Origin of the sequence: Catellatospora chokoriensis (assembly GCF_011297315.1) — a bacterium.
In the GTDB taxonomy this organism is placed as follows: Bacteria; Actinomycetota; Actinomycetes; order Mycobacteriales; family Micromonosporaceae; genus Catellatospora; species Catellatospora citrea.
In genome coordinates this window covers 61,620-83,881 of record NZ_JAAOTI010000022.1, presented here as the reverse complement: position 1 = coordinate 83,881, position 22,262 = coordinate 61,620, and the positions used below count along the sequence as shown (strand labels likewise).

Genomic DNA, 22,262 nt, shown 5'->3' with positions numbered 1-22,262 from the left:
CCACCCTAGGCCACCGCGCCGGGACCGCCGGACACGTCGACGCCGAGCAGCTCGCGCAGCGCCCGTACGCCGTCGGGGGTCGGGCGCACGGCGCGGCCGGAGCCGATCCGCTCGACCCAGCGGCGGGCCAGGAGCCGGTCGCACAGCACCGCGCCGCCGGTCCCGGCGAGGTGGTGCCGCCGCTCCGTCCAGTCCAGACACGGCCTGGCCACCGGACGGCGGGAACCGCCGCGCAGCTCGTCGCCCACGTCCAGGGACTCGGCGAACCAGCGCACCCCGTCGGGGGTGAGGGCGAAGCCGGTGTCGCGTTGCAGCAGACCGCGGCCGATCATCGCGTCGGTGAGGCCGACGCCGAGCCGCCCGGCCAGGTGGTCGTAGCAGGTGCGGCCCCTGGCCAGGGCCGCCGCGGCGGCCGACGCGCGCAGGGTGGCGGGCCGGGCGACGGGCGGGCCGCCGTACCCGGCCAGGTCCTCCACGAGCTGGGCGGTGTGCGCGCCGGCCAGGCGCAGGTAGCGGTGCCGGCCCTGGCGCTCCTGGGCCAGCAGGCCGCCCGCGACGAGCAGGTCGACGTGTTCGCTGGCCGTGGACGGGGCCACCCCGGCCTGACGGGCCAGCTCGCCGAGCGTCCACGCCCGGCCGTCGAGCAGGGCCAGCAGGAACGTGGCCCGGGTGCGGTCGGCGAAGAGCGCGGCGAGCCGTGCCAGCGGCACACCGGCGGTGTCAGGCGGGGCAGAACCAGGCATGTGCCCAGTCTGCCCCCGCCACACTTCGGCCCGGACCGAACAGCCACCGCCGTACGGGCTACGACCGGCTCGTCCCGGCAGTGCTCACTTGACCGACGGCTGGACGAACGGCGGCTTGGTGACGGTCATCGAGCTGCGGCGGCCGCGCACGTCGACCTCGACGGTGTCGCCCTCGGCCAGGCCGGCGGCGGTGTCGAGCAGGGCCAGCGCGATACCGATCTTGCGGGTGGGCGAGAAGGTGCCGCTGGTGATCTCCCCCACGGTCCGGTCGCCGGAGAGCACGCTCATGTGCGCCCGGGGGATGCCCCGGTCGTTGGCGACCAGGCCCCACAGCGTGCGCCGCGCGCCGGCCGCCTTCTCCGCGGTCAGCACGTCGCGGCCCCAGAACTCCGGCTTGTTCCAGCCCACCGCCCAGCCGGCGCGGGCCTGCACCGGGGTGATGTCCATGGACAGGTCCTGCCCGTGCAGCGGGTAGCCCATCTCGGTGCGCAGGGTGTCGCGGGCGGCCAGGCCGCAGGCGCGGGCGGGCACGCTCGCGCCGAACAGCGCGTCCCACACCCGGGTCGCGTCGCCCGACGGGACGACCAGCTCGTAGCCGTGCTCGCCGGTGTAACCGGTGCGGCACACGGTGAGCGTGACCCCGTTCAGGTCCGCTGTGGCGAAGCTCATGTACTCGTGGTCGGTGGGCAGGCCCAGCTCGGCCAGCAGCTCCGCCGAGCGCGGACCCTGCACCGCCAGCACCGCGAAGTCCGCGTGCTCGTTGGTGACAGTCAGCTCGGCGGGCGCGGCGGCGGACAGCCTGCGCACGACCTCGGTGGTGTTGGCCGCGTTCGGGATCAGGAAGACGTGATCGTCGCCGTACAGGTAGGCGATGATGTCGTCGACCACGCCGCCGGTCGCGTCGTCACAGCACAGCGTGTACTGCGCCTTACCAGGCTTGATGCGGCCCAGGTCGTTGGTGAGACAGGCGTTGACGAAGTCCGCCGCGCCCGGCCCCGTGATCCGCGCCTTGCCCAGGTGGCTGACGTCGAAGACGCCCACCCCTTCGCGGACCGCGGCGTGCTCCTTGAGCACCCCGCCCCCGGCGTACTCCAGCGGCATGTCCCAGCCGCCGAATGCGGCGAACTTCGCTCCCAGCGCCGTGTGACGATCGTGCAGAGGCGATGTGAGCAGGTCGGCTGAGTCTTTTGAACCCATGTCGGTCATGAGCGCAACTTACCCTGGCGTTTGGGGTTCGTTAGCATCGGCGCAGCAACCCACGTCCACCAGGAGTACTTTGTGACCACGCCCACCACGGCTCTGCCCACGCTGAGCCTCGCCGACACCGACCCCGCCGACCTCACCGTGGACGCCGTCGTCATCGGCGTACACAGTCAGGAAGGCGCCGAGGGCGCGGCCGGGGAGCTGCTGCTGGCGTCCGGGGCCGAGAGCATCGCCGCCGCGTTCGACGGCAAGCTGACCGCCACCCTGGCCCTGCTCGGGGCCACCGGCGGCGCGGGCGAGGTCACCAAGCTCGCCACGCTCGGCACCATCACCGCTCCGGTGCTGGTCGCCGTCGGCCTGGGCGGAGAGCCCACCGGCCCGGCGCCCGCCCCCGACACCCTGCGGCGCGCCACCGCCGCCGCGGTCCGCGCCCTGGCCGGCGCGAAGAAGGTCGTGCTGGCGCTGCCCCTGTCCGACGACGCCGACGACAGCGGCGCGCTGACCCTGCGCGCGGTCGCGGAGGGCGCGGCGCTCGGCGCGTACCGGTTCACCGGCTACAAGGCCAAGCCCGCCCCGAGCCGTAAGGACCCGGTCGGCGCGGTGTCGGTGCTGGTGCCCGACGCCAAGGAGGGCGCGGCCAACGCCGAGCTCAAGCGTGCCGCCGTGGTGACCACCGCGGTCGCCCGCACCCGCGACTGGGTCAACGCCCCGGCCAACCTGCTGCGCCCGCCGAACTTCGCCGACGAGATCGCCGCGCTGGCCGGCAAGGCCGGTCTCGACGTCGAGGTGCTCGACGAGAAGGCGCTCATCGAGGGCGGCTTCGGCGGCATCCTGGCCGTCGGCATGGGCTCGGCCGCCAAGCCGCGCCTCGTGAAGATCACCTACAAGCCGGCGTCGTCGACCACCAGCGTGGCGCTGATCGGCAAGGGCATCACCTTCGACACCGGCGGCGTCTCCATCAAGCCGGCGCAGGGCATGTGGGAGATGAAGTCCGACATGGCCGGCGCGGCCGCCGTGGCCAGCACCATGGCTGCGATCGCCGAGCTCAAGCCCGCCGTGGCGGTCACCGCGTACATCCCGATCGCGGAGAACATGCTGTCGGGCGAGGCGTACCGGCCCGGTGACGTGATCACCATGCGCAGCGGCAAGAAGGTCGAGGTGCTCAACACCGACGCCGAGGGCCGCATGATCCTGGCCGACGCCATCGCGCTGGCCTGCGAGTCCCAGCCGGACTACCTGATCGAGACCTCGACGCTCACCGGCGGCCAGGTCATCGCGCTCGGCAAGAAGATCGCCGGCGTGATGGGCTCGGAGAAGCTGGCCCAGCGCACCAAGGCCGCCGGCGACCTGGTCGGCGAGCCGACCTGGCCGATGCCGCTGCCCGACGAGATCCGCAAGTCGATGGAGTCGGACGTCGCCGACATCCTGCAGGTCAGCGCGGGTATGGAGCGCGCCGGCCACATGCTGCAGGGCGGTGTGTTCCTGCGCGAGTTCGTGACCGAGGGCGTCGAGTGGGCGCACATCGACATCGCGGGCCCGTCGTTCCACTCCGGCGAGGCCACCGGCCACTGGAGCAAGGGCGGCACCGGCGTGCCCGTCCGCACCCTCCTCGCCCTCCTCGACGACATCGCGGCGAACGGCTGAGAAGCGACTCTCGAAGATCGCTGTTTCGTGTCAGAACCTGTACTTCAACCGCAGGTTCCGGCACGAGACAGCGATCTTCGCGTTTCCGGGGGTCGCGGTCACTCCGCGGGGCGGAGTTTCTGGCGGGCGTTGAAGTCGCGCATGCGCTGGGGGTAGCCGACCAGCTGGACGTCGTAGACGGGCATGGACAGGCGCTGGGCGAACTGGCGCACGGCCGTGGGGTTGGGCATGCGGCGGCGGGTCCACTCGCCGTCGTGGGCGATCAGGATGACGGTGGTCCCGGTCACCGTGGTGCGGGGCTCGATGAACGCCTCGACACCCCGGCGGGACTGCGCGAACTGCTCCAGGTGCGTGACCGCGGCCGGGTCGGCCGGACGGTCGGCCGGGGACCCGCCCCGGCGGCGGAACCAACCCACGCCTGCTCCTTTGTTGAAGGTGTGGCACTCCGGTGCGCATGGTACTGGCAAGCGTAGCCAGACGTGTCCTTCAGCACCTCGGTGCGCGACTCACCCCCGGCAGTGACAAGATGGCCGAGTGTGGGCTGAGCACACGCCGGCTCACAGTGACGCGAAGTGGCAATGACGCGACCTTGGAGCGATCGTGAGCGAGACCTTTGACGTAGTCATCCTCGGCGGCGGCAGCGGTGGTTACGCCACCGCGCTGCGTGCGGCGCAGCTGGGTCTGTCCGTCGCGCTGATCGAGAAGGACAAGCTGGGCGGCACCTGCCTGCACCGGGGCTGCATCCCGACCAAGGCGCTGCTGCACGCCGGCGAGGTCGCCGACCAGACCCGCGAGGCGGCGCACATCGGCATCAAGGCCGAGCTGATCCAGATCGACATGGCGGGCGTGAACTCGTACAAGGACGGCGTGGTCGCCGGCCTGTACAAGGGCCTGCAGGGTCTGATCAAGTCCGCCAAGGTCACCTACCTCGAGGGCAAGGGCACGCTGGTCGCCCCGAACGCCGTCGAGGTGAACGGGCAGCGGGTCATCGGCCGCAACATCGTGCTGGCCACCGGGTCGTACTCGAAGAGCCTGCCCGGCCTGGAGCTGGACGGCGAGCGGGTCATCGCCAGCGAGCACGCGCTGACCCTGGACCGGGTGCCCGCCTCCGCGATCGTGCTGGGCGGCGGCGTGATCGGCGTCGAGTTCGCCAGCGCGTGGAAGTCGCTGGGCGCCGACGTGACCATCGTCGAGGCGCTGCCCCGACTGGTCGCGGCCGAGGACCCGGACATCTCGAAGCAGCTGGAGCGCACCTTCCGCAAGCGCGGCATCGGCTTCAAGGTCGGCAAGCCGTTCGAGAAGGTCGAGAAGACCGAGAGCGGCGTGAAGGTCACCATCGCCGGCGGCGAGACCCTGGAGGCCGAGCTGCTGCTGGTCGCCGTGGGCCGCGGCCCGGCCACCGCCAACTGCGGCTTCGAGGCCCAGGGCGTGACCATGGAGCGCGGTTTCGTGATCACCGACGAGCGCCTGCGCACCAACCTGCCCAACGTGTACGCCGTCGGCGACATCGTGCCCGGCCTGCAGCTGGCGCACCGCGGCTTCGCGCAGGGCATCTTCGTCGCGGAGACGATCGCCGGGCAGAACCCGGCCCCGATCGTCGAGTCCGGCATCCCGCGCGTCACCTACACCGACCCCGAGATCGCGTCCGTCGGCATCACCGAGGCCCAGGCCAAGGAGAAGTTCGGCGCGGAGGCCGTCGAGACGTACAACTACAACCTGGGCGGCAACGGCAAGAGCAAGATCCTGGGCACCCAGGGCTTCGTGAAGCTGGTCCGCCAGAAGGACGGCCCCGTCGTGGGCATCCACATGATCGGCGCCCGGATCGGCGAGCAGGTCGGCGAGGCCTCGCTCATCGTCAACTGGGAGGCGTTCCCGGCCGAGGTCGCGGCGCTCATCCACGCCCACCCGACGCAGAACGAGGCGCTCGGCGAGGCGCACCTGGCGCTGGCGGGCAAGCCGCTGCACGCGCACAACTGAGCGAATAAGCTCACCTCGTCCTTTTATCACTGCGGATCTGCACTTAACTGAGGAGTCTGAAGCAATGCCGGTATCGGTAACCATGCCGCGGCTCGGCGAGAGTGTCACCGAGGGCACCGTCACCCGGTGGCTCAAGCAGGAGGGTGACCGGGTAGAGGTCGACGAGCCGCTGCTCGAGGTCTCCACCGACAAGGTCGACACGGAGATCCCGTCGCCGGCGGCCGGCATTCTCAGCAAGATCATCGTCGGTGAGGACGAGACCGCTGAGGTAGGCGCCGAGCTCGCCGTCATCGCGGGCGAGGGCGAGAGCCCGGCCGCGCCGGCCCCGGCTGCGGCACCCGCCGCCGAGGCCCCCGCCCCGGCCGCCCCGGTCCAGGAGGCGGCACCGGCGCCGGCTCCGGCCGCCGCACCCGCCCAGGCCACCGCTCCCGCCGGGGACGCCACCCCGGTGAAGATGCCCGCGCTGGGCGAGAGCGTCACCGAGGGCACCGTCACCCGCTGGCTGAAGGCGGTCGGCGAGTCGATCGAGGTCGACGAGCCGCTGCTGGAGGTCTCCACGGACAAGGTCGACACGGAGATCCCGTCCCCGGTCGCCGGTGTCCTGCTGGAGATCACGGTCCCCGAGGACGAGACCGCCGCCGTCGGCGCGCAGCTCGCGCTGATCGGCGCGGCCGGCGGTGCTCCGGCGGCTGCCGCTCCGGCTGCTCCGGCCCCCGCGCCGGCCGCCCCTGCGGCTCCCGCTCCCGCCCCGGCCGCACCCGCGGCTCCGGCTCCGGTGGCCGCCGCTCCGGCCCCGGTTGCCCCGGCCGCTCCGGCTCCCGTCGCGGCTCCGGCTCCCGTCGCGGCTGCGGCTCCGGCCGCCGAGGCGGTCAACGGCGCGGACGGCTACGTCACCCCGCTGGTGCGCAAGCTCGCCGCCGAGCACGGCGTCGACCTGGGCAAGGTCAGCGGCACCGGCGTGGGCGGTCGCATCCGCAAGCAGGACGTGCTGGACGCGGCCGAGAAGGCCAAGGCTCCGGCTGCCGCTCCCGCGGTTGCCGCGCCCGCCGCGGCCGCACCGGCTCCGGCCGCCAAGGCCGCGCCGAGCCCGCTGCGCGGTCGCACCGAGAAGCTGTCCCGGCTGCGTACCACCATCGCCAAGCGCATGGTGGAGTCGCTGCAGGTGTCGGCGCAGCTCACCACCGTGGTCGAGGTCGACGTCACCAAGATCGCGAAGCTGCGCCAGCAGGCCAAGGCCGACTTCCTCGCCAAGAACGGCGTGAAGCTGTCCTTCCTGCCGTTCTTCGCGCTGGCGGCGGTCGAGGCGCTGCGGGTGCACCCGAACGTGAACGCGTCGATGGACCTGGAGGCCGGCACGGTCACCTACCACGACGCCGAGCACCTGGGCATGGCCGTGGACACCGACAAGGGCCTCATCGTCCCGGTGATCCGCAACGCCGGCGACCTCAACCTGGCGGGCCTGGCCCGCCGGATCGCCGACGTGGCCGAGCGCACCCGCTCCAACAAGATCCTGCCGGACGAGCTGTCGGGCGGCACCTTCACGCTGACCAACACCGGCAGCCGGGGCGCCCTGTTCGACACGCCGATCATCAACCAGCCGCAGGTCGCCATCCTCGGCACGGGCGCGGTCGTCAAGCGGGCCGTGGTCGTCGACGACCCGGCGCTGGGCGAGCTGATCGTGCCGCGATACATGGTCTACCTGGCCCTGTCCTACGACCACCGCCTGGTCGACGGCTCCGACGCCGCGCGTTTCCTGGGCACGGTCAAGGAGCGCCTGGAGACGGGCGCCTTCGAGGGCGAACTGGGTCTGTGACCCGGGTCTGACGAGCAGAGGGGCGGTCGGCGTGAGCCGGCCGCCCCTCTCGTTTGCCACGAGTCCGCGCTGGACGGGATCGCTACTGTGGCGAGGTGCCCGTCGTCGTCACCCGTGACCTGTCGGTGGAGCTCGGTGGCGGCACCGTGCTGGACCGCGTGAACCTCACCGCCGACCCCGGCCAGATCGTGGCCGTGCAGGGAGTGAACGGCTGCGGCAAGTCCACCCTGCTCCGCTGCCTGAGCGGCCTGCTGCGGCCCGGCGGTGGTGAGGTGGAGGTGCTGGGCGCGCCCCCGTCCGCCGATGCCGCGTTCTGGCGGGAGGTCGGCCTGCTGGCCGAGGAGCCCGCCTGGTATCCCGGCCTGAGCGTGCGCGAGCACCTCGAACTGGTCGCGCTGACCCACGGCGGGGCCGCTCCGGTCGACCGCACGCTGGACGACTTCGAGCTCGCCTCCCGCGCGGGCGCGAGCCCGCTGACACTCTCGTCCGGGCAGCGGCAGCGGCTGGCACTCGCCGCGACGATGGCCCGGCCCAGCCGGCTGCTCCTGCTCGACGAGCCCGAGCAGAAGCTCGACGCCGGGTTCCGCGACCGCCTGGCAAGGATGATCCGGGCGTACGCCGACGCCGGCGGCACGGTCGTGCTGGCCACCCACGACGCGGCGCTGGTCGCCGCGATGGACGCGACCAGCCTGCGCATGCGCGACGGGCGGGTCACCCGGCCCGGCCCGGTGGCCGCGTGACCGCCGCCCGACGCCGCACCGAGGCGGCATGACCGCCACCCGCGCCACCCCGCCCCCGGCCGACGGCACCAGCCGCACGAACCCACCCAGGGCCGACAGCGCCACGCGTGCCGGCCCACCGGCGCACGGCTGGGCCACGGCACGCGCCGCCCGGGCCGCGATCCGCTCCCCCGGCCGGCGGTCCGCCGAGCTGCACTGGTCCGATCGGTACCTGCCCTTCGCCGGTGCCGGTGTCGGCGGCGCGCTGCTGTTCGGCCCGTTCCAGGGCCTGCTGAGCGACCTGTCGACACCGCTCCCGCCCGCCGCGCCGGTGAACGCCCTGGCCGGCGTCGCGCTCGCGGTGGCGGCCCTGGCCGCGCTGGTGCAGGTCGCCGCGGTGGCGGGGCCGGTGCTGCTCACGCCCGGGGACGCGCGCTGGCTGCTGATGTCGCCGCTGGACCGGCGCGCGGTGCTCGCGCCCGCCGCGCTGCGTGCCGCCGTGGCGGCGGTGGTCGTCGGCGTGGTGCTCGGCGGCATGGCGCTGTCGCTGCTCGGCTTCCCGGATCACGGTGCGCTGCGGCTGGCCGCGGCCGTCGGGTGCGGCGGCTCGTACGCGCTGACCGGCGTGGGTCTGGCGGCGCTGGCGCAGCGGTCCGCGCGGGCCGCGCCGTGGTTGCGCCGGATCGCGGGCGGTGCCGTGGTGCTCGCCCTGCTCACCGGCGCGACGGTGGCCGCGGCCGGCGCCGCGGTGCGCCCGCTGCCCGCCGTCCCCCTGCCGGCGGCGCTCGCCGCGGCCGGTGCCGGTCTGCTCTGCGCGCTGGTGACGGCTGCCGCGGTATGGCGCAGCCTCGCGACGTTCCCCGCCGGTCCGGTGCTGGAGGCCGCGACCCGGCTCAGCGCCGCTGGCGACGCGGTCGTCGCGCTGGAGCCGTCGTTCCTGTCCCGCGTGGCGGAGCACGCGTACTGGCGCGAGCGCCGGCCCCCGTCGCGGCCGTGGCCCGGCTGGCCCGGCCCGCTCGTGCTCGCCTGGCTGGACTGGCGCGGGCTGCGCCGCCGGCCGGGCCGCCTGGCCGCCCTCGCGCTGAGCACGCTGCTGCCCGTCCTGCTGGCGACGGTGTGGCCGGACCGGCCGCTGCTGTCCGCCGCGGCGGTGTTCGTCCTCGGCCTGGCCGCCGCGAGCGCGGGCACGGGCGGCGTACGCCGGGAGACCGGCAGTCCCGCCCTGCGCCGCCTGTTCGGCGTCGCCGGCCTGCCCGCGGAGGCGGCCCGGCTGGTGCTGCCCGCCCTGCTGGCCGGGGCGTGGCTCGCCGCCGCACTGGGCCTGCTGGAGCTGGCCGGAGCGCTGCCGGGCGGGGGCTGGTGCTGGCTCGGCCCCGCCGCGGCCGGGGTGCCGGCCCTCGCCGCGTTGCGGATGGCGCGCCGCGGCCACATCGACCACGCGTCCACACCCGTGGTGATGCCGATGGTCGGCTCCCGCATCCCGCTCGGCTGGCTGACCTGGAGCCTGTCCGGGCTGGACGTGGCCGTGCCGGGCCTGCTCCCCCTGCTCCTGGCGCTGACCACCCCCGACCCCGACCCCACCCGGGCGGCATCGATCCAGGTGGCACTCTCCGCCCTCCTCCTCACCGCCCACCTGTACCGCCGCCGCCGTACCTGACAGTTCCCGAGCTTGACGGTTCATGGCTGCCGGGGCGACCGCAGACCGTCAAGATCTGCTGGTCCGGTCGCGCACGGGGCAGCGAGAGCGGCCGTCTCGGGGCAGAATGCGCCGGTGCCGAGAAGATCGAACCTGACGCCGGGAACGGCCTGCGGGGCGTGCGGGCAGCCGCTGGTGTCCGAACGCGACGCGATGCCGTGGTGCGAGTCGTGCGAGTGGAACCTCGACGCGTTCGACCACCGCCGTCGCGGCCCGGGCTGGCGCTGGATCGACCGGCTCACCTTCCGCTGGGCGCTGCGCCGGTCGACGCGTGACTTCGCCCTCTGGGCGCGGGCCGGGGTGCACCGCCCGCGCCACGCGACCTGGCTCGCGTTGCAGGTGGTGTCGGCCGCCCTGCTGGCGGGCTGGGCGCTGCTGCTGTTCACCGGTGTCCGGCTGGTGCTGACCGAGGTCGACGGCTGGCTGATGATCGGCGTGCTGTGCCTGGCGCTGTCGTACGGGCTGCGCCCGCGCTTCGGCCACCTCGACGACGAGCTGCCGGTGGTCACCCGCGAGCGCTTTCCCGCCCTGCACGAGCTGGTGGACCGGGTCGCCGCGGCGGTGGGCACCGCGCCGCCGGACGTCATCGCGCTGACCTACGACATGAACGCGGGCACCGCCGAGATCGGGCTGTTCCGGCGTCGCCGGGTCATGCTGCTCGGCCTGCCGATGTGGGCGGTGCTGCCGGCGCAGCAGCGGGTGGCGCTGCTCGGTCACGAGATGGGCCACTTCGTCAACGGCGACCAGCGGCGGGCCTACCTGGTGGCACCGGCGATGACGCTGGTGGCCCGGCTGATCGAGGTGCTGCGGCCGTCGTACGCGTCGATGGCCCTGGCCGGGCCCGGCGGCCTGCTGGTCCGGGCGTTCACCGGCGCGACCAGCTGGGTGGTGTGGCTGCTGGAGTTCGCCATGCACGTCGCCGCGGCCCGCGGCGGCCACCAGGCGGAGTATCTCGCCGACCGGATCGCCGCCCGGGTGGCGGGCGACGCCGCCGCGCAGGACCTGGCCGACGGCATGGTGGTGCTGAACGAGGTGCTGGAGCCGCTGGGCCGGTCGGCCCGGATGGGCGCGGGCCCGGCGGTGTGGCTGTCGAGCGCCGAGCACGTACGGGAGCAGGTCGCGCCGCGGCGCGACCGGCTGCGCCAGTTGTCGGTGCGCGAGGAGGCCTCGCTGTTCGCCTCGCACCCGCCGAGCGGCCTGCGGGCCCGCATGCTGCAGGCGCACCGGGCCGATCCGCCGCGGGCCGCGCTGGTCGAGCTGACCGCCGAGCAGAACGCGCGCATCGACGCGGAGCTGGCGAGCCGCTTCGAGGAGCTGCGCCAGGCGGTGTCGGCGCGCTGAGCCCGTGCCGCGATCGGGCATGATTGTCGTATGCGGATCGTGGTGGCGGGAGCCTCGGGCTTCCTGGGCCAACCCCTGGTGTCGACCCTGCGCTCGTCGGGTCACGAGGTCGTCCAGCTGGTACGCCGTCCCGCGGCGGATGCCTCGGAGCGGCAGTGGGACCCGGCCGAGCCGATCCGGCTGCCCGAGGGCACCGACGCGGTGGTGAACCTGTGCGGGGTCGGCGTGAGCGACCGCCGCTGGACCGACGAATACCAGGCGCTGATCCTGTCCAGCCGGGTGGTGCCGACCGCGACGCTGGCTCGCGCGGTCGCCGCGCAGCGCGTTCCGATCCTGATCAACGCCTCCGGGGTGGGCTACTACGGCGACACCGGCGACCGCGAGGTGACCGAGCTGTCCCCGTCCGGGGACGACTTCCTGGCCGGGATCTCCCGGCACTGGGAGCAGGCCACCTCGCCGGCCGCGGCCGCGGGGGCCCGAGTGTCGCTGCTGCGCACCGGCTACCCGCTGCACCGCGACGGCGGCTTTCTCAAGGCGCAGCTGGTGCCGTTCAAGATGGGCATCGGCGGCCGGCTGGGCAACGGACGGCAGTGGGTGCCGTGGATCTCGCTGTTCGACTGGCTGGCCGCGACGCAGTTCATCCTGGACAACGACCAGGTCGAGGGCCCGGTGAACATGGTCGGCCCAGCACCGGTGACCAACGCCCAGTTCACCAAGGCGTTCGGCGCCGAGCTGCACCGGCCCACGGTGATGCCGATCCCCAAGGCCGCTCTCAAGATCCTCTACGGCGAGTTCGGCAACGAGGCGTACCGCAGCCTGCGCGCCATGCCCGGCGCCCTGACCGCGGCCGGCTTCCCGTTCCGCCACCGCACCGTCACCCAGGCCCTGCACGCCGCCCTCACCGACCCCATCCCGGCGTAGCCAGACTCCGTTTTTCATCGACGTTGGCCTATCTGATCGAGTTCGATCTACGAATTCTCGATCAGATAGGCCAACGTCTATCAAAGTCGGGCGCGCAAAACGCGGTCGGCGCGGCCGGTCAGGGGGTCAGCACTGGCCGTCGGCTATGACGTAGTAGTTGGGGGCGGTCTGCTTGAGGGTGTGGGTGTAGAAGGTGTTGTAGAGGCCCATGTTCTGGTTCGAGCCGTTGGCGTAGGTGTAGCCGAGCGAGTGGTACGCCCGACCCGCCGCGACCTGGGCGTAGTTGCTGGCGGTGAAGCAGGCCGCGGTGGCGGCCGTGGTCGCGGGGACGGCCGCCGACTGGCTGCCCTCGACGCCGGAGGAGTTCACCGCGCTGACCGTGTAGCTGTAGGTCGTGGACGCGGCCAGGCCGGTGTTGGTGTACGCGGTCGCGGTGACCGGTGACGCCGCGACCTTCACGCCGCCGCGGTACACGTGGTAGCCGGTCGCGCCGGAGACCGCCGCCCAGGACAGCGACACGCTGGTGTCGGTCACCGAGGTGACGGTCAGCCCGGTGGGGGCGGCGGGGCCGGGCGGCGGGGTGGCGGAGGTCGTCGCCGAGACCGCACCGGACGCGGGACCCTCGCCGGCCGCGTTCACGGCGCGGACCGTGTAGCTGTACGTCGTCGACGCGGTCAGACCCGTGTCGGTGTACGACGTCCCGGTCACCGGGGACGCGGTCACCTTCGTGCCGCCGCGGTAGACGTTATAGCCGGTCGCACCGGATACCGCGGCCCAGGACAGGCCGACGCTGACGTTCGTGGTGCCGGTGACGGTCAGCCCGGTGGGCGCGCCCGGTGGCGTCGTCGCGGTGCTGTCGAGGCCGAAGTACACCGCGTCGCGGTACGCCGAGCAGATGGTGTCGAGGAAGTAGGAGGTCGCGGTGCCGCACTGGTCGATGCCGCTGCCCGGGTCGACCGGGGTGCCGTGTCCCATGCCCGCGACCTTGTAGAGCCGCACCACGTCGCTGCCGTAGGTCTCCAGTGTGGTGCCCGCGGGCAGGCTCGTCGTGCCGGTGGGGGTCTGCGTGACGCCGTGCACGTTGGTCCACTGGGTCATCAGTTCGGTGCCGTTGGCGGGCACCACCGTCGAGTCCGACTGCCCCTGCCAGATCGCCACCCTCGGCCACGGGCCGGAGTAGCCGCTGTAGGCGTTGCGGACCAGGGTGCCCCACTGCTGCGGGGTCTTGCTCTGGGCCGCGGACTGGCAGACGGTGCCGCAGTTGTACGGGATGCCCGCGACGACCGAGCCGGCCTTGAACACGTCCGGGTAGGTCGCCAGCATCACCGCGCTCATCGCGCCGCCCGCGGACAGGCCGGAGACGTAGACGCGGCTCGCGTCCGCGCCCAGGTTGGCGACCGCGTGGTCGACCATCTGCCTCACCGACAGCGCCTCGCCCGCTCCCCGCGCGATGTCGCCGGCCTGGAACCAGTTGAAGCAGCTCAGCGAGTTGTTGGCCGACTTCTGCTCGGCCACGATGAGGCTGAAGCCCCAGAGGTCGGCGTACTTGCGCCAGCCGGAGTTGGTGAAGTAGCCGGAGGCGTTCTGGGTGCAGCCGTGCAGCAGCACCACGACGGGCCGCCCGGCGGGCAGGTTGTCCGGGCGGTAGCTGTACATGGCCAGGTTGCCGGGGTTGCTGCCGAACGAGCTGACCTGCGTCAGCGTCGCGGCCTGGGCGGGGGCGGCGGCGACGGCCGCCCCGGCGAGTCCGATCAGGACGGCTAGCGCCGCGCGGAGCAACCGCGGGGCGGTGAGTCTGGGCATGGCGGGCTCCTCGATAGTGATCCGTGTCACTCCCCTGTGGAGCCGCACGCTACGGTCTGCCGCAACACCCCCGACATGTCCACGAAACACACATTGCCGCGCCCCGCTATGGCGGCATCGCGGTCCGGCCCGGCCGGACGGGGCTCAGGAGACCGCGAGGGCCGCCTGCCGGGCCGATGGCTGCCCGACCGGCCAGGCTGTCGGCAGCGCCGCCAGTGCCGCGATGAGATCCGAGGTCGCCTCGGGCGAGCCGGCCGCCTCGACCATGCACAGCTGGCGGCGTACCCCCGTGGTCTCGGCGCCGTGTGCCAGCGCGGCGGCGACCTCGCCGGGCGGGCCGACCGGCTGGACGCGCAGTAGGTGATCGACGTGAGCGTCCAGGTCGCGGGCTGGTGGTGCGCCGCCGACCGGGACCGCGGCGCGGATGCCGGCGAGCCAGCGCGGCAGGTTCTCGCGCAGCTCGCGCTCGCCGTCGGCCCGGGTCGCGCAGGGGTACGCCAGCCGGACGCGGGCGTGGTCCGCGGCGGCCGGGTCGTACCCGTGCGCGGCCGCGGCCTGCGCCCAGCGGTCCACCAGCACCGCCACCTCGGCGTCGTCGGCGTGCACGCCGAGCAGCAGCGACAGCCCGAGCCGCCCGGCGAGTTCCGCGGTCTCGCCCGAGGTCACCGCGACCCGCACCCGCACCGGCGTCGCGGGTCGCGGCACCACGGCCAGCGGCCCGAAACGATGGAACTCCCCGCGGGCCTGCGCCTCGGGCGCGCCGGACAGCCAACGCAGCAGCACCTCCAGCGACTCGGCGAAGCCCCGGCGGTAGTGGTCCAGCCCGCGCCCGAGCACCTCGATCTCCTGCCACGGGCCACCCCGCGCCACCCCGAGCTGGAACCGGTCCCCGGCCAGCGCGTGCAGCAGGGCCGCCTCCTCGCCGAGCGCGACGGGGTGCCGCGAGCCGAGCACGGCCGCGGCGGTGCCGACGGTGATGCGCCGGGTGCCGGCGAGGACGTGCCCGGCCAGCACGGTCGCCGACGGGCACTGCCCGTACGCGACGAAGTGGTGCTCGGCCAGCCATACCCCGCGCATGCCGGCCTGCTCGGCCGCCCGGGCGTGCGCCACCGCCGCGGCCGGGCCGAAGGCGCTGGTCAGGAAGATGTCCACGGTTGCTCCCGTCGTCAGATCGAATCCGCCCAGCCCACGGGCGCTCACGCGTTAAGAAGGGCACCTTCTTTAACGCGGAGCGTTAAGAAGGTGCCCTTCCTTTTCCACCTTCAGCAGTCGCGGAGTTCCGGGGACTGGTTGCGGAGCTGGGCTACCGGGGAGATGAACTCCTGGTAGGTGTCGCCGCCGACGGCGGACAGGGCGAACGCGGCGACGCGGTGGCAGTTCTGGAAGGCGAGCTTGATGCCGAAGTGGCGCTCCAGGCCACCTCGGATCGCGTCGCTGGCCAGGGCCCGCAGCAGCTCGCCGCGCTCGGCCTCGCTCGGCGGCGGCGTGCCGTGCTCGCCGAACTCCGCGCCGGGCGCGTCGGCCAGCCGCTCGGCCGCGGCGCTGACCACGGTCCAGGCGTACGGCAGCGACTGGCGCACGCAGTCGACGAACTCGGCGTCGTCGACCTGCCCGGCCTCGGCGCGCTCCAGCAGCGCCACGGGGACGTCAAGGGACATGGTGATTCTCCTTCTGGTAGGGACGGCGGTGCCGTCAGTGGTGTCGTGCCAGCTCGAGCCGCTGCGGCCCGAGCACGAAAGCGGGGTCGACCTGTGCGGCGAGGTCCTCGCCGCTGCGGGCGTTGCCCCAGGCGTGCGCGTTGCGCAGGTGGAACTCGACGGCCTGCGCCGTGTAACGCGGCCAGTCCTTCTCCACACCATCCACAGTGGACCGAATCCTGTCCAGTGCGGCGCGGTTCGCGGCTTCCAGCTCGTTGATCGGCTGCGGGGCGCCACGCTCGGCCGCGCGCACGAATCGAGACCGGCCGATCCAGGTGAGCAGGTCCTCCCCGACGTGCTCGCGCAGGAACGCCACGTCCGAGTCGTCATCGATCTTGTTGCCGATCACGTGCACCCGCACCCCGAAGTCGCGGGCGTAGCCGATGTACTGCCGGTACACCCCGACGCTGCGCAGGGTCGGCTCGCACACCAGGAAGGTCGCGTCGAACCGGGTGAACAGGCCGGAGGCGAAGCTGTCCGCGCCCGCCGTCATATCCACCACGACGTACTCCCCCGGCCCGTCGACCAGGTGGTTGAGCAGCAACTCGACCGCGCCGACCTTCGAGTGGTAGCAGGCCACGCCCAGGTCCTCGGTGGCGAACGGCCCGGTGACCGCCAGCCGCACCCCGCCCACCCGGCGCACCAGCGCGTCGTAGATCGGGTTGGGCTCGTCGACCCGCAGCAGGCGGGAGCCCTGACCGGGCGGCGTGGTCTTGACCATCGCGGCGGCCGAGGAGATCCGCGGGTTCTCGCCGCGCAGGTAGTCCTTGATCTTGTCTAGGTGGTCGCCCAGCGACGGGAGCAGGACGGCCTCGTCCTCGCTGATCCCGAGCGCGGTGGCCAGGTGCTGGTTGATGTCCGCGTCGATGGCCAGCAGGGCCGCGGGTGTCGCCGCCGCCGCGAGATGCCTGGCCACCAGCGCCGCGAGGGTGGTCTTACCGCTGCCACCCTTGCCGACGAATGCCATCTTCATAACTGCTATTGATAGTCATTTTCAATAGCCCGGTCAATCACCCCGCGTACCCCGGGCGTGTCGCTCCGTCACCGGTGTGATGGCGTCCGGCGGAGCACGGGACGGAAACGTCGCGCTGATAAACTGCGCCGAGTGTCGATCGCCTCGCCCACCAGCCCGCTGAGCCCGCCCGCCGACGTCGCGGAGACGGCCGGCGCGGCCCCCGCCGAGGCCGCCGTCAAGACCCGCCGCCGCCGCGCCGACCTGCTGGTCGCGGCCACCGCCTTGGTCATGGCGGTATGGGTCACCGGCGCGCTCTGGTCGGACCCGACGCACCGCGCCAGCGGCGTCAACTCCGGTGACCAGGCGTTCTTCGAGTGGCTGCTGTCATACGGGGCCTACGCGCTCACGCACGGCGCGGACCCGCTCTTCACCCACCTGCTCAACGTGCCGGACGGGGTGAACCTGGCCGTCAACACCTCGATCTCGGTGTACGCCTTCGTGTTCGCCCCGCTGACCATCCTGGCCGGCCCGGCGATGACCTTCCTGGTCATCCTCACCCTGAACCTGGCCGGCACCGCGTACGCCTGGTACTGGCTGTTCTCCCGGCACCTGGGCGCGAACCGGATCGGCGCGGCGGTCGGCGGCCTGTTCTGCGGCTTCGCGCCGGCGATGATCTCCCACGCGAACGCCCACCTGAACTGGACCGCGCAGTGGGTGATCCCGCTGATCATCGCGCGGTGCCTGCTGCTGGTGCGCCGGGACCGGCCGGTGCGCGACGGCGCGCTGCTGGGGCTGCTCATCGCGGTCTGCTTCTCGATCGCCGCCGAGGCGCTGTTCTTCACCGCGCTGGCGCTGGGCGTGTTCACGCTGGTCTGGGTCCTGTCCCGGCGCGCCGAGGTGAAGGCGCTGGTGCGCCCGGCGCTGACCGGGCTGGGCAGCGGTGCGCTCGTCGCGGGCGCGCTGCTGGCGTACCCGCTGTGGCTGCACTTCGCCGGGCCGCAGCGCTACCACGGCACCGGCTTCGACCCGCACGTGCACAACGAGGACCTCGCCGCGTACGCCGCCTGGCCCGAGCGCTCGCTGGCCGGGGCGGTCGGCCTCAACACCGACCTGGCCGCGAACCCGACCGAGGAGAACTCGTTCTTCGGCCTGCCGCTGCTGCTGCTGGTGATCATCGGCCTGGTGGTGCTGTGGCGGCGCACCGACCGGGGGCACCGGGCCAACCTGCTCGGCCTGGGCGTCACCGCGGGCTTGTTCTTCCTGCTCTCGCTCGGGCCGGAGCTGCGCTGGCTGGGCCGGCTCACCGCGATCCCGATGCCGGAGGCGCTGATCGGCGGGCTGCCGGTGTTCAACGCCGCGCTGCCGTCCCGGCTCGCCCTGATCGTCGCGCCGGTGTTCGGGCTCGTCCTGGCCTGGCTGGCCACCGCGCTCAGCCGCACCGACGGCGGCAGCATGCGGGTGACCCTGCCCGGCCCGCGCTGGGCCTGGATCGCCGGACTCACCGTGGCGCTGCTGCCGCTGGTGCCGACCCCGCTGCTGGCCCGCGAGCGCGCCCCGGTGCCGGACTTCTTCACCTCCGGCCAGTGGCGCGAGTACGTCGCCGACGGCGGCACCGTGGTGCCCGTCCCGATCACCAACGACCTGCTCCCCGACGGCCAGCGCTGGCAGGCCGCGGCCCTGGCCGACGCGGCGGGGGCCGGCGAGGGCGTGTTCCGCCTGCCCGCGGGCTTCTTCCTCGGCCCCGGCGGCCCGAACGGCACCGGCCGCATCGGCCCGATCCCCCGGCCGACCCAGACGCTGCTGGAACAGGTGGCCAAGTCCGGCACGGCACCCGAGATCACCGACGCCGACCGGGCCGCGCTGCGCGACGACCTGCGCTACTGGAACGCGAGCATCGTGGTGCTCGGCGACGACGTGCACGGCGCGCACTGGCCGACCTACCAGCCCGCCCTCAAGACCGTGATGACCGACCTGCTCGGCCCGCCGCAGCGCGTCGGCGACGTGTGGCTCTGGAAGGCCCCCGCCGCCTGACGCCCGGACGGCGCTACCAGTGCCAGGCGGTACGGGTCAGGCGCGGGGCGAGGTGCTCGCGCCAGGCGGCGGCGAGCTGGCCCGCGATGCGGCGCACCAGTGGCGTGCCGAGCCAGCCGAGCACCACAGCGCTGTAGGCGACGCTGATCCACTGGTCGCCGGTCAGGTGCTCGAACTGCCAGGACACCAGCGGGTACCACAGCGAGCTGTATTCGGGCGAGTACCAGCACAGCGCCTCGACCGACTGCGGGGTGTTGAAGCAGGCGGTGGGCCACAGCTCGTGCCAGAACAGGCTGTTGAGCCCGATCCAGACCGACAGGATCAGCACGGCCAGGGTGATCAGGTTCGCGCCCGGCCCGGCCTGGCGGTGCCCGAGTCGTAGGGCCAGCGCCAGCGCGGCGGGCAGGATGCCGGCCAGGAAGAACCGCGGCCCCCAGGACATCCCGGCGTACCAGGCCCACCAGGGCGCGTACACCAGCACCAGACCGCCGACGAAGATCAGCCAGAGCCGCTGGATCCGGGCCAGGTCGATGCCGGTCGGGCCCAGGTCCGCCAGGGCGCGGCGGGTCGGCAGGAACATGCCGGGCAGGTACCAGACGATGCCGCGGCCGAAGGCGAACAGGATCGCCAGCACCCCGAAGAAGAAGGGGTACGAGAAGCCCGGCCGCCCGGAGAACGGCATGACGTCCTTCGCGCCACGGTCGCCGGCGTAGCCGCCCTTGCGGGCCAGGATCTCCAGCAGCACCAGCGCCGCGGCGACCGCGACCGGCACCAGCAGCCGCAGCCGGCGGTGCCGCCACGTCTCGGCCAGGCTCACCAGTCCCAGGCCGACCAGGGTGGCCGGGGTGTTGACCGCGCCGACCACCGCGGCCGCCCAGCCCCACCCGCGCCGGCGGCCCCGCACCACGACGACGATGCCGACCATCACGCCCATCATGGTGAAGGTCTCGCTGCCGTAGTGGCCGACGTCCGGCGCGAGCATGCTCGCCGCCACCGTGATCAGCATGAACCGGCGGATCAGCGCGCCGGGGACCAGCCCGCGCAGCAGCAACCCGAGCGCGGCCAGCCCGGTCGCGAAGACGACCAGGTTGAAGTACTCGATCCCGGCCTCGGGGGTGGCCACGGCACGGCCCAGCAGCCACAGCGGCGTGGAGAACAGCGGGCCCATGATGGAGTACTCGCTGTTGTTGAGGCGGCCCTCACCGAGCAGCAGGCTCAGGCTGTTGAGCCGGTCGACGCCGTCGGCGACCACCGCGACCTGCTGGCCCCACACCAGGCGGGCCAGTCCGGCGAGGATGAGCACCGTCTCGGCGACCGCGGTCCAGCCCGGACGCCGCGCGGGCGGCTCGGCTGTGGTGGGCGCGGCGGGTTCCATCGTGGTCAGCGACACGGCGCTACCCTACGCACCACGCCGCCGCGGGGCAGCACGACGGGGCGGGACGCAGAACTGCGCCCCGGCCGGGTGTAGTCGGCCGAAGGCGCAGTCCTCCCCACCCCGGGCTACTGCGGGTTGCGGTGCTGCTCAGGCTCCCCGGCCCGCCAGAGCCGGCCCGGCCACCAGACGAACCGGCCGATGTCCACCGTCAGCGCGGGCACCAGCAGCGAGCGCACCAGCAGCGTGTCGAGCAGCACGCCGAAGGCGACCGCGAACGCGATCTCCACCACGAAGACCAGCGGCAGCACCGCGAGCGCCGCGAACGTCGCCGCCAGCACCACGCCGGCCGACGTGATGACGCCGCCGGTCACCGCCAGCCCCTTGAGCGTGCCCGCCGTGTGGCCGAGCTTGCCCGCCTCCTCGCGGACCCGGGTCATCAGGAAGATGTTGTAGTCGACGCCCAGGGCCACCAGGAACACGAACGCGAACAGCGGGTACGAGGAGTCGGCTCCCGCGAAGCCCAGCACGTCCTTGAAGACGATGCCGGAGATGCCGAGCGTCGCCAGGTAGGACAGCACCACCGTGGCGATCAGCAGCAGCGGCGCGATCAGCGAGCGCAGCAGCACCATCAGGATCAGGAAGATGACGCCCAGCACCAGCGGGATGATCACGTTGCGGTCGCGCTGCGAGGTGTGCTGCACGTCGTAGTTGATCGCACTGAACCCGCCGACCTTGGCCTGCGCGCCGTCGATCGCGTGCACCGCGGCCCGCAGCCGCTCGACCGTAGCCAGCGCGGCCGGCGAGTCGGCCGCGTCGGTCAGCGTCGCGTCGATGCGCACCATGCCGTCGACGACCTTCGGCTCCGGCAGCGGCGGCACGGCGACCGGCGCCTGCGCGCCCTGCCCGGTCGCACCCGTCTGGCCGGGCGTGGCGGTCTGGGAGCCGTCACCGGCCGGCGGGACGACCGGCATGACCGGCATCCCGGTGAACGGGGCCGCCTCGGCCACGCCCGTGGTCTGGCGCACCGCCAGCAGCACCTGGTCCAGCTTCTCGGCCCGGGTCACGATCTCGGCGGGGTTGCCGGTGCCGCCCGGGAAGTGGGCGGTGGTCAGCTCCTGCGCGGACACCGAGTCGGGGTGGCCGGTGAAGCCCTCCGACTGCGGGATGCCGTCGGCGTCCAGGCGGGTCAGGCCCGCGACACCGGCCAGCAGCAGCACCGCGGTGCCGATCCAGACCAGCCGCGCCCGGCGGCCGACCAGCGCGGACACCTTCGCCCAGATGCCCTGCTGCTCGACGGGCGCGGAGTCGAACTTCGGCCGCACGGGCCAGAACGCCGCCCGGCCGAGCAGGGCCAGGATCGCCGGGAGCAGGGTCAGCGAGACGGCCAGGCTGCTGGCGATGCCGATCGCACCGACCGGGCCGAGGCCCTTGTTCGAGGCGAGGTCGGACACCAGCAGGCAGAGCAGGCCCAGGATGACCGTGGCGCCGCTGGCCAGGATCGGCTCGAACGAGGCGCGCAGCGCGACCCGCATGGCGTCGTACCGGCTCTCGGTGTGCCGCAGTTCCTCGCGGAAGCGCGACACCAGCAGCATCGCGTAGTCGGTGGCCGCGCCCAGCACCAGCACGTCGAGGATGGCCTGGCTCTGCCCGGAGACCGTGATGATCTCCTCCTTGGCCAGCAGGTAGACCACGCCGTTGGCCAGCGCGAACGCCAGGCCCGCGCCGACGAGCACGACCACGGGCAGGATCGGGCTGCGGTACACGATCAGCAGGATGATTCCGATGATGCCGACGGTGACGCCCAGCAGCAGGCCGTCGATGGAGCCGAAGACCTCCATCATGTCGGTGAGGATGCCGCCCAGGCCGCCGACGTGCGCGTTCAGCCCGTCGGGCAGGCCCGTGTGGTCGCGGATCCAGGTCACGTCGGTCATGTTCTTCTGCGCGTCGGTCTCCGTGAACAGCACGGTGACCTGGGCCGCCTTGCCGTCGTCGGAGTAGCGCGGCAGCAGCGGGACGTCGGCGAGCCGGCTGCCCAGCTCGCGCTTGAGCGTGGCCAGCTGCTCGGCGATGACCGTCTTGTCCGCCTCGGTGAGCCCGCTGTCGCGGCCGTAGACCAGCTGCGCGGGCACCACGTCGAGCCCGGCGAACTTCTTGCTGAGGTCGAGCACGACCGTCGCCTCGGCGCTCTCCGGCAGGAAGGAGGCGTTGTCGTTCTTCTGGACCTCGGCGGTCTTGCTCGCGAAGCCGCCCATGGCCCCGCCCACGACCAGCCAGATCACGAGCCCGATCGCCGGCAGCAGCCAGCGCAGGCGCTGCGGCCGCGGTGGCGCGGCCACCTCGGTCT

Annotated in this window: 17 protein-coding genes; 8 read left to right on the top strand and 9 right to left on the bottom strand. The window is 73.3% G+C overall.

Annotated elements, in window-relative coordinates; genetic code table 11:
* Window positions 1–5 precede the first annotated feature (5 nt).
* Entirely contained in the window at window positions 6–743 is a 738-nt protein-coding gene (locus HAV39_RS28755; protein WP_191842321.1) for an ArsR/SmtB family transcription factor, read from the bottom strand.
* A gap of 84 nt (window positions 744–827) precedes the next feature.
* The gene (gene gcvT, locus HAV39_RS28750; protein ID WP_191842320.1) at window positions 828–1,949 is read right to left on the bottom strand and encodes a glycine cleavage system aminomethyltransferase GcvT; all 1,122 of its coding nucleotides are present in this window, start codon (window positions 1,947–1,949) and stop codon (window positions 828–830) included.
* Window positions 1,950–2,021: 72 nt separating this feature from the next.
* On the opposite strand from gcvT, the gene HAV39_RS28745 reads away from it, so the two are divergent.
* Window positions 2,022–3,590 carry a leucyl aminopeptidase gene (locus HAV39_RS28745; RefSeq protein WP_191842319.1) on the top strand — a complete coding sequence of 523 codons (1,569 nt, stop codon included), beginning with the start codon at window positions 2,022–2,024 and terminating at the stop codon, window positions 3,588–3,590.
* A gap of 98 nt (window positions 3,591–3,688) precedes the next feature.
* On the opposite strand, the gene HAV39_RS28740 is transcribed toward HAV39_RS28745, so the two are convergent.
* Window positions 3,689–4,006: a hypothetical protein gene (locus HAV39_RS28740; protein ID WP_191842318.1), complete on the bottom strand. Its 318-nt coding sequence runs from the start codon at window positions 4,004–4,006 to the stop codon at window positions 3,689–3,691.
* 184 nt (window positions 4,007–4,190) lie between these two features.
* Here HAV39_RS28740 and lpdA point away from each other — a divergent pair, with 184 nt between their 5' ends.
* The 6 genes from lpdA (at window position 4,191) to HAV39_RS28710 (ending at window position 12,057) form a co-directional block, all read left to right on the top strand.
* Window positions 4,191–5,567: a dihydrolipoyl dehydrogenase gene (gene lpdA, locus HAV39_RS28735; protein WP_191842317.1), complete on the top strand. Its 1,377-nt coding sequence runs from the start codon at window positions 4,191–4,193 to the stop codon at window positions 5,565–5,567.
* Window positions 5,568–5,631: 64 nt separating this feature from the next.
* The gene (sucB, locus tag HAV39_RS28730; RefSeq protein WP_191842316.1) at window positions 5,632–7,380 is read left to right on the top strand and encodes a 2-oxoglutarate dehydrogenase, E2 component, dihydrolipoamide succinyltransferase; all 1,749 of its coding nucleotides are present in this window, start codon (window positions 5,632–5,634) and stop codon (window positions 7,378–7,380) included.
* Between the two features lie 95 nt (window positions 7,381–7,475).
* The gene (locus HAV39_RS28725) at window positions 7,476–8,120 is read left to right on the top strand and encodes an ABC transporter ATP-binding protein (RefSeq protein ID WP_191842315.1); all 645 of its coding nucleotides are present in this window, start codon (window positions 7,476–7,478) and stop codon (window positions 8,118–8,120) included.
* Window positions 8,121–8,148: 28 nt separating this feature from the next.
* Entirely contained in the window at window positions 8,149–9,756 is a 1,608-nt protein-coding gene (locus tag HAV39_RS28720; RefSeq protein ID WP_191842314.1) for a DUF6297 family protein, read from the top strand.
* A 114-nt stretch (window positions 9,757–9,870) separates the two neighbouring features.
* Window positions 9,871–11,136 carry a M48 family metalloprotease gene (locus HAV39_RS28715; RefSeq protein ID WP_191842313.1) on the top strand — a complete coding sequence of 422 codons (1,266 nt, stop codon included), beginning with the start codon at window positions 9,871–9,873 and terminating at the stop codon, window positions 11,134–11,136.
* A gap of 30 nt (window positions 11,137–11,166) precedes the next feature.
* Window positions 11,167–12,057, top strand: coding sequence for a TIGR01777 family oxidoreductase (locus HAV39_RS28710; protein ID WP_191842312.1), 891 nt, complete (start codon window positions 11,167–11,169; stop codon window positions 12,055–12,057).
* Between the two features lie 126 nt (window positions 12,058–12,183).
* On the opposite strand, the gene HAV39_RS43370 is transcribed toward HAV39_RS28710, so the two are convergent.
* From HAV39_RS43370 to HAV39_RS28690, 4 genes are all read right to left on the bottom strand, one after another.
* On the bottom strand, window positions 12,184–13,860 hold the full coding sequence (locus HAV39_RS43370; RefSeq protein WP_191842311.1) for an extracellular catalytic domain type 1 short-chain-length polyhydroxyalkanoate depolymerase: 1,677 nt from the start codon (window positions 13,858–13,860) through the stop codon (window positions 12,184–12,186).
* Between the two features lie 144 nt (window positions 13,861–14,004).
* Complete coding sequence (locus HAV39_RS28700) at window positions 14,005–15,012, bottom strand: LLM class flavin-dependent oxidoreductase (RefSeq protein WP_191842310.1); 1,008 nt, start codon at window positions 15,010–15,012, stop codon at window positions 14,005–14,007.
* A 110-nt stretch (window positions 15,013–15,122) separates the two neighbouring features.
* The gene (locus tag HAV39_RS28695) at window positions 15,123–15,518 is read right to left on the bottom strand and encodes an SCO5389 family protein (protein ID WP_155386574.1); all 396 of its coding nucleotides are present in this window, start codon (window positions 15,516–15,518) and stop codon (window positions 15,123–15,125) included.
* 34 nt (window positions 15,519–15,552) lie between these two features.
* Window positions 15,553–16,530 (bottom strand): ATP-binding protein, encoded by a 978-nt coding sequence (locus tag HAV39_RS28690; protein WP_191842309.1) that lies wholly within the window; start codon window positions 16,528–16,530, stop codon window positions 15,553–15,555.
* Between the two features lie 243 nt (window positions 16,531–16,773).
* Here HAV39_RS28690 and HAV39_RS28685 point away from each other — a divergent pair, with 243 nt between their 5' ends.
* Window positions 16,774–18,543 (top strand): DUF6541 family protein, encoded by a 1,770-nt coding sequence (locus HAV39_RS28685; RefSeq protein ID WP_483398704.1) that lies wholly within the window; start codon window positions 16,774–16,776, stop codon window positions 18,541–18,543.
* Window positions 18,544–18,556: 13 nt separating this feature from the next.
* Here HAV39_RS28685 and HAV39_RS28680 read toward each other — a convergent pair whose 3' ends face one another.
* Both HAV39_RS28680 and HAV39_RS28675 read right to left on the bottom strand, forming a co-directional pair.
* Complete coding sequence (locus HAV39_RS28680) at window positions 18,557–19,933, bottom strand: hypothetical protein (protein WP_191842308.1); 1,377 nt, start codon at window positions 19,931–19,933, stop codon at window positions 18,557–18,559.
* A gap of 110 nt (window positions 19,934–20,043) precedes the next feature.
* Window positions 20,044–22,170, bottom strand: a complete 2,127-nt coding sequence (locus HAV39_RS28675) for an MMPL family transporter (protein ID WP_239120192.1) — start codon at window positions 22,168–22,170, stop codon at window positions 20,044–20,046.
* Window positions 22,171–22,262 lie beyond the last annotated feature (92 nt).

Excerpts from the sequence above, each read along its gene's own strand:
- HAV39_RS28690 (WP_191842309.1), bottom strand. The coding sequence starts at position 16,530 with ATGAAGATGGCATTCGTCGGCAAGGGTGGCAGCGGTAAGACCACCCTC.
- HAV39_RS43370 (WP_191842311.1), bottom strand. The coding sequence starts at position 13,860 with ATGCCCAGACTCACCGCCCCGCGGTTGCTCCGCGCGGCGCTAGCCGTC.
- sucB (WP_191842316.1), top strand. The coding sequence starts at position 5,632 with ATGCCGGTATCGGTAACCATGCCGCGGCTCGGCGAGAGTGTCACCGAG.
- gcvT (WP_191842320.1), bottom strand. The coding sequence starts at position 1,949 with ATGACCGACATGGGTTCAAAAGACTCAGCCGACCTGCTCACATCGCCT.
- HAV39_RS28710 (WP_191842312.1), top strand. The coding sequence starts at position 11,167 with ATGCGGATCGTGGTGGCGGGAGCCTCGGGCTTCCTGGGCCAACCCCTG.
- HAV39_RS28720 (WP_191842314.1), top strand. The coding sequence starts at position 8,149 with ATGACCGCCACCCGCGCCACCCCGCCCCCGGCCGACGGCACCAGCCGC.
- HAV39_RS28755 (WP_191842321.1), bottom strand. The coding sequence starts at position 743 with ATGCCTGGTTCTGCCCCGCCTGACACCGCCGGTGTGCCGCTGGCACGG.
- HAV39_RS28695 (WP_155386574.1), bottom strand. The coding sequence starts at position 15,518 with ATGTCCCTTGACGTCCCCGTGGCGCTGCTGGAGCGCGCCGAGGCCGGG.
- HAV39_RS28675 (WP_239120192.1), bottom strand. The coding sequence starts at position 22,170 with ATGGGCGGCTTCGCGAGCAAGACCGCCGAGGTCCAGAAGAACGACAAC.